Origin of the sequence: Oceanitalea stevensii (genome assembly GCF_014837105.1) — a bacterium.
GTDB lineage: Bacteria > Actinomycetota > Actinomycetes > Actinomycetales > Actinomycetaceae > Oceanitalea > Oceanitalea stevensii.
In genome coordinates this window covers 171,381-176,559 of record NZ_JACSPO010000006.1, presented here as the reverse complement: position 1 = coordinate 176,559, position 5,179 = coordinate 171,381, and the positions used below count along the sequence as shown (strand labels likewise).

General features: G+C 73.6%; 6 protein-coding genes. 3 read left to right on the top strand and 3 right to left on the bottom strand.

Annotated features, from left to right (window positions below; genetic code table 11):
- Positions 1–25: 25 nt before the first annotated feature.
- Positions 26–418 carry a DUF3151 domain-containing protein gene (locus H9624_RS11860; RefSeq protein ID WP_251840095.1) on the bottom strand — a complete coding sequence of 131 codons (393 nt, stop codon included), beginning with the start codon at positions 416–418 and terminating at the stop codon, positions 26–28.
- A gap of 84 nt (positions 419–502) precedes the next feature.
- Here H9624_RS11860 and H9624_RS11855 point away from each other — a divergent pair, with 84 nt between their 5' ends.
- Entirely contained in the window at positions 503–862 is a 360-nt protein-coding gene (locus H9624_RS11855) for a DUF4180 domain-containing protein (protein ID WP_251840094.1), read from the top strand.
- Here the strand turns inward: H9624_RS11855 and H9624_RS11850 are convergent.
- Entirely contained in the window at positions 840–2,021 is a 1,182-nt protein-coding gene (locus H9624_RS11850; RefSeq protein ID WP_251840093.1) for an alpha/beta hydrolase, read from the bottom strand. The two genes, H9624_RS11855 and H9624_RS11850, sit on opposite strands and share 23 nt — an antisense overlap.
- A gap of 152 nt (positions 2,022–2,173) precedes the next feature.
- The gene (locus tag H9624_RS11845; protein ID WP_251840092.1) at positions 2,174–2,905 is read right to left on the bottom strand and encodes an IclR family transcriptional regulator; all 732 of its coding nucleotides are present in this window, start codon (positions 2,903–2,905) and stop codon (positions 2,174–2,176) included.
- Positions 2,906–3,015: 110 nt separating this feature from the next.
- Between H9624_RS11845 and leuC the strand changes: the two genes are divergently transcribed.
- Together leuC and leuD are read left to right on the top strand one after the other, a co-directional pair.
- Positions 3,016–4,443 (top strand): 3-isopropylmalate dehydratase large subunit, encoded by a 1,428-nt coding sequence (gene leuC, locus H9624_RS11840; protein ID WP_251840091.1) that lies wholly within the window; start codon positions 3,016–3,018, stop codon positions 4,441–4,443.
- 13 nt (positions 4,444–4,456) lie between these two features.
- A complete protein-coding gene (leuD, locus tag H9624_RS11835) occupies positions 4,457–5,131 on the top strand; it encodes a 3-isopropylmalate dehydratase small subunit (RefSeq protein ID WP_251840090.1) in 675 nt (224 codons plus the stop codon).
- Positions 5,132–5,179 lie beyond the last annotated feature (48 nt).

Sequence of the window (5,179 nt, the reverse complement as noted above, 5' to 3'; positions counted from 1 at the left end):
CCCCCCCCCTCCCGGGTGGTGGGGGTCAGGCGGTGGCGTCCGCGAGGAAGTCGCGGCAGCGAGCGGCCTCGTCGTCCTCGCCGATCGCGGCGGCGGCGTCCCCGAGCGTCTCGAGGGCGCTGAGGAAGCCCTGGTTCGGGACGTGGTCCGCGGGGATCGGGCCCTGGCCCTTCCAGCCGGCGCGGCGCAGCGCGTCCAGGCCGCGGTGGTAGCCGGTGCGGGCGTAGGCGTAGGCCGCGACCGGGTCCTTCTCGTCGAGGGCCTCACGGGCGAGCACCGCCCAGGCGTAGCTGGACGCGGGGAGGCGGGCGGCGACGTCACGCGGGTCGTCGCCGCGCGCCACGGCGGCGCGGGCGGCCGTGTCGGGGTGGTCGTCGGGCAGGTACGTGGGGTCGGGCCCCAGGAGGTTCTTCTGCATGGCGCCAGTGTCTCAGGTGGTGGCCCGGCGCCGGGAGGGGAAAGTCCTCGCCGTCGTGCACCTGCCTGTCCTAGCCTGCGACGCATGAGCGTCCAGACAGTCGGCAGCACCGTCGTCCTCCACCTGCCCGCGCAGGGGCGCCCCATCGCCTCCGAGCAGGACGCCCTCGACCTCATCGGGGACACGTGGGGGACCGGGGCCGAGATGCTCGCCGTCCCGGTCGAGCGCCTGCCCCCGGAGTTCTTCGACCTGCGCACCGGCCTGGCCGGGGCGGTCGCCCAGAAGCTCGTCAACTACCACCTGCGGCTCGCGGTGCTCGGGGACATCAGCGAGCACCTCGGGGCGAGCGGCGCGCTGCGCGACTTCGTCCGCGAGTCCAACCAGGGCCGGCACGTGTGGTTCCTCGCCGACGCCGCCGAGCTCACCGCCCGTCTCGGCGGCTGAACCCGCCGCGCGTGCGCACGTTCTCGACGAAGGCCTCCACGCCGTCGACCACCGCGCTGAAGCGGAGCGAGTGGAAGAGGTCGAAGGTGTGCTGCCCCGCGGGCAGCTCCGCGTAGACGACCGGCTCGGCGGACCCGGCGCGCAGGTGGGCGACGAGCCGCCGCGCCGTCTCGACGTGGGCGAGGGTGTCCCTGTCGCCGTGCGCGACGAGGAAGGGCGGAGCGGCGGACGCGTCGTGCCCCAGCGGCCCGGCCTCCGACGTCGGCCCGCCGACCTCGTAGTACCCGCCGTACCAGCCGTAGAGGCCGACGACGGCGGAGACCGAGGTGTCGGCCTCGGGGAACCCCGGCTGGCAGCGCGGCACGTTCGGCGTCAGTGCTGCGATCGAGGACATGTGGGCGCCGGCCGACCCGCCCGCGAGCACGAGGGTGCCCGGGTCCGCGCCGTACTCGCCACCGTGCTCGCGCACCCATGCGATGACCCGCTTGAGGTCGGCGAGGTGGTCGAGGAAGCTCGCGTGCGGGCGCAGCCGGTAGTTCGCGGCGATGGTCACCCACCCGCGCTGCGCCAGGCGGAAGAGCAGGGCGCGGGACTGCCGGCTCTTGCGGCCGCCGTGGTACCCGCCCGCGTGGACGTGGACGAGCACCGGGGCGCCCTCGGGGCGGGAGCGGTGGCGGTAGAGGTCGAGGAGGTGGGCGCGACCGGCGTCGCCGTACGGGACGTCCCTCACGAGCTCCACGTCGCGCGGCCGGAGGACGAACGGCACCACCATGCGCGCGAGCGGCGGCCGGCGGTCGAGCTGCTCCCGCAGGCGCGGGTCGAGCCCCTCGTCCCAGTCCGGCCCGAGGCCCTCGTCGAGCGCGGCCGCGACGACCGGCCGTGCCTGCGCGCCGCGCCACGCGACGACGAGCAGCCCGGTGACGAGGAGCAGCGTGAGGACGAGCGCGAGCGTCTGGCCGGCCGGCTCGTCCCAGCCGTCGAGGAGCCCGGGCACGGCGCCGACGAGGACGACGAGGAGGATGAGGAACGGGGCCTCGTTGTAGGCCGCGGCGACGCGGAAGGCCAGGCCCGCCAGCCACGCGGGGCGGCGCGGTGAGACGAGGACGAGGGTGACCAGCGCTCCGTGGACCAGGACGCCGGTGAGCAGTCCGTACGGCATGCCCAGCACGGTAGGGGGAGTGCCGGGGGAGCTGTCGTGCTGTTTTCGTCGCGGCGACGTGGGGTGGCGGAAACCTGCAACCCGCCCGGTGCCCCCGCCGAGAGCGGAGTCGTTCCTCGGAACAGCTCCGCTCCCCGCGGAGGAAGGGGGGCTCAGCCCTCCTGGGTGTCCTCGGTGCGGCGCAGCACCTCGGTGAGGCGGTTGGCGGCGGAGACGACGGCGCCGGCGTGGAGGCGGCCCGGCTGGCGACCCATGCGCTCCATCGGTCCGGAGACCGACACGGCGGCGAGCACGCGGCCCGAGGGCCCGCGCACGGGGGCGGAGACGGAGGCGACGCCCGGCTCGCGCTCGCCGACGGACTGCGCCCACCCGCGGCGGCGCACGCCGGAGAGGATCGTCGCGGTGAAGGTCGCGCCCTGCAGGCCGCGGTGGAGGCGGTCCGGCTCCTCCCAGGCGAGGAGGATCTGGGCCGCCGAGCCCGCGGACATCGTGAGGGTCGCACCCACCGGGATCGAGTCGCGCAGGCCCATCTGCCGCTCGGCGGCGGCCACGCAGATGCGCTGGTCGCCCTGGCGGCGGTAGAGCTGCACCGACTCCCCGGTGTGGTCGCGCACGGCGGTGAGCACCGGTCCGGCGGCCGCGAGCAGGCGGTCCTCGCCGGCTGCGGAGGCGAGCTCGTTGAGCCGGGGGCCGAGGATGAACCGGCCCTGCATGTCACGCGCGACGAAGCGGTGGTGCTCCAGGGCGACGGCCAGCCGGTGGGCGGTGGGGCGGGCGAGGTGAGTGGCAGCGACGAGCTGCGCAAGGGTCGCGGGCCCCGCCTCGAGGGCACCGAGAACCGTGGCGGCCTTGTCAAGGACGCCGACTCCGCTAGAGTTGTCCATGTGGCGATATTGGCATCTCACTCACTGAGATGCAAGCCCCCGGGCCGAACAGGGTCCGGGAACGGACGGAGAAGGGCCGCGGCTACCGCCGCGCCCGAGAGGTGGAGAACATGAGCGGCACCCTGGCGGAGAAGGTCTGGAACGCGCACGTCGTGCGCGAAGGGAGCGACGGCGCCCCCGACCTCCTCTACATCGACCTGCACCTCGTGCACGAGGTGACGAGCCCGCAGGCCTTCGAGGGGCTGCGGCTCGCCGGACGCCCGGTGCGCCGCCCGGACCTCACGATCGCCACCGAGGACCACAACACCCCCACCCTCAACATCGACCTGCCGATCGCGGACCTCACCAGCCGCACGCAGATCGACACGCTGCGCCGCAACGCCGAGGAGTTCGGCATCCGCATCCACTCCCTGGGCGACGCCGACCAGGGCATCGTCCACGTCGTCGGCCCCCAGCTGGGGCTCACCATGCCGGGCCTCACGGTCGTGTGCGGCGACTCCCACACGAGCACCCACGGCGCCTTCGGCGCGCTTGCCTTCGGCATCGGCACGAGCGAGGTGGAGCACGTGCTGGCCACCCAGACCCTTCCGCTCCAGCCCTTCAGGACGATGGCGATCAACGTCGACGGCCAGCTCCCCGAGGGCAGCACGGCCAAGGACATCATCCTCGCGATCATCGCCAAGATCGGTACCGGCGGCGGCCAGGGCTACGTCCTGGAGTACCGCGGCGAGGCCATCCGCTCCCTGTCGATGGAGGCGCGGATGACCATCTGCAACATGTCGATCGAGGCCGGCGCCCGCGCCGGCATGATCGCGCCGGACGAGACGACCTTCGAGTACCTCAAGGGCCGCCCGCACGCCCCCGAGGGCGCCGACTGGGACGCCGCCGTCGAGTACTGGAAGACCCTGCGCAGCGACGACGACGCCGTCTTCGACGTCGAGGTCCACCTCGACGCCTCCGACCTCGAGCCCTTCGTCACCTGGGGCACCAACCCCGGCCAGGGCCTGCCGCTGTCCGCGAACGTGCCGAACCCGGCCGAGATCGGCGACGAGGGCGACCGCGTCGCCGCCGAGCGCGCGCTGGAGTACATGGGCCTGGAGCCGGGCACCCCGCTGCGCGACATCCCGGTCGACACCGTCTTCATCGGCTCGTGCACGAACGGTCGTATCGAGGACCTGCGCGCCGTCGTCGACGTCATCAAGGGCCGCAAGAAGCACGACGACGTCCGCGTCCTCGTCGTGCCGGGCTCGGCCCGCGTCCGCCTCCAGGCCGAGGCCGAGGGCCTGGACCAGGTCTTCCTCGACTTCGGTGCCGAGTGGCGCAACGCCGGCTGCTCGATGTGCCTGGGCATGAACCCCGACCAGCTCAAGCCGGGGGAGCGGGCCGCGTCCACCTCGAACCGCAACTTCGAGGGCCGCCAGGGCAAGGGCGGGCGGACGCACCTCGTCTCGCCGCTCGTCGCCGCCGCGACCGCCGTCAGGGGGACCCTGTCCTCGCCCGCCGACCTCGAGCCCGCCCGCGAGCTCGTCAACGCCTGAGAAGAGAAGCGCCATGGAGAAGATCACCCAGCACACCGGCATCGGCGTCCCGCTGCGCCGCAGCAACGTCGACACCGACCAGATCATCCCGGCGGTCTACCTCAAGCGGGTGACCCGGACCGGCTTCGAGGACGCCCTGTTCGCCGCCTGGCGCGGTGACCCGGACTTCGTCCTCAACCAGGACGCCTACCGCAGCGGTTCGGTGCTCGTCGCCGGCCCCGACTTCGGCACCGGCTCCTCCCGCGAGCACGCCGTGTGGGCGCTCAAGGACTACGGCTTCAAGGCCGTCCTCGCCTCGCGCTTCGCCGACATCTTCCGCGGCAACTCCGGCAAGCAGGGCCTCGTGGCCGGTATCGTCGCCCAGGAGGACATCGAGCAGATCTGGAAGGTCCTGGAGACCGCCCCGGGCACCGAGGTGACCGTCGACCTCGTCTCGCGCACCGTCAGCTGCGGCTCCGTCGTCGCGCAGTTCGAGATCGACGACTACACCCGCTGGCGCCTCATGGAGGGCCTGGACGACATCGGCCTCACCCTCCAGCACGAGGAGGACATCACCGCCTACGAGGAGTCCCGGGCCGCCTGGCGACCCAAGACCCTGCCGGCCAAGCACCTGCCGCCGGTGGAGATCGTCGCCGCCCGCCCCGTCGACGACGGCGTCCCCGCCCACGAGCAGGCCCCCCTCCGCTGACGGGCCGCCCCTGACTCGCGAGAGCCGGATTCCTCCGAGGAATCCGGC